General features: G+C 45.0%; 1 protein-coding gene. It reads right to left on the bottom strand.

The window, feature by feature from the left end:
• Nucleotides 1-451: LysR substrate-binding domain-containing protein (locus A3735_RS09815; protein WP_197485812.1), on the bottom strand; the 451-nt coding region annotated here is incomplete at both ends.

The raw sequence follows: 451 nt of genomic DNA, 5'->3' as shown, positions 1-451 counted from the left end.
CTGTATGTAGAATCGGTGTGTGTGGTTGATTGAAGAGGCGAGCTTGAAGGACATTTACAGATGTTCCCCAGTCAACAAAAATATGTTTAGTTTTGGCAAGCTCTTCAGTTGCAGCCCAGTTTTGGTCAGATACAAACATTAACTCGACCTTGCCAATTTTAGTGAGAACTAATTCCGTAACACTTGGCGGGTCTAGTAAAACAGCTATATCGATACGTCCACCTAACAAGGCCCTCGTCAAATCTTGAGGACTGCTAATTTCAGTCCGAATGTTTAAACCGTCAAAGGTATCGACCACTTTTGGTAAAAGTGACTGTAGAAAAGTGTCCCAGAGGTTTGAGGTGCTGCCCAAAGCGATCTGCATATCCAGCTGGCCAGCCGCACCTACATCCTGTAGTGCTGACTGCCACGATGTGAGTACATTTTCAGCATGGGGTAATAAACGTTCGCC

This window comes from Oleiphilus sp. HI0061 (assembly GCF_001635675.1).
The sequence above is the reverse complement of the archived record's forward strand: the minus strand, read 5'-3'. Positions and strand labels throughout refer to the sequence as shown.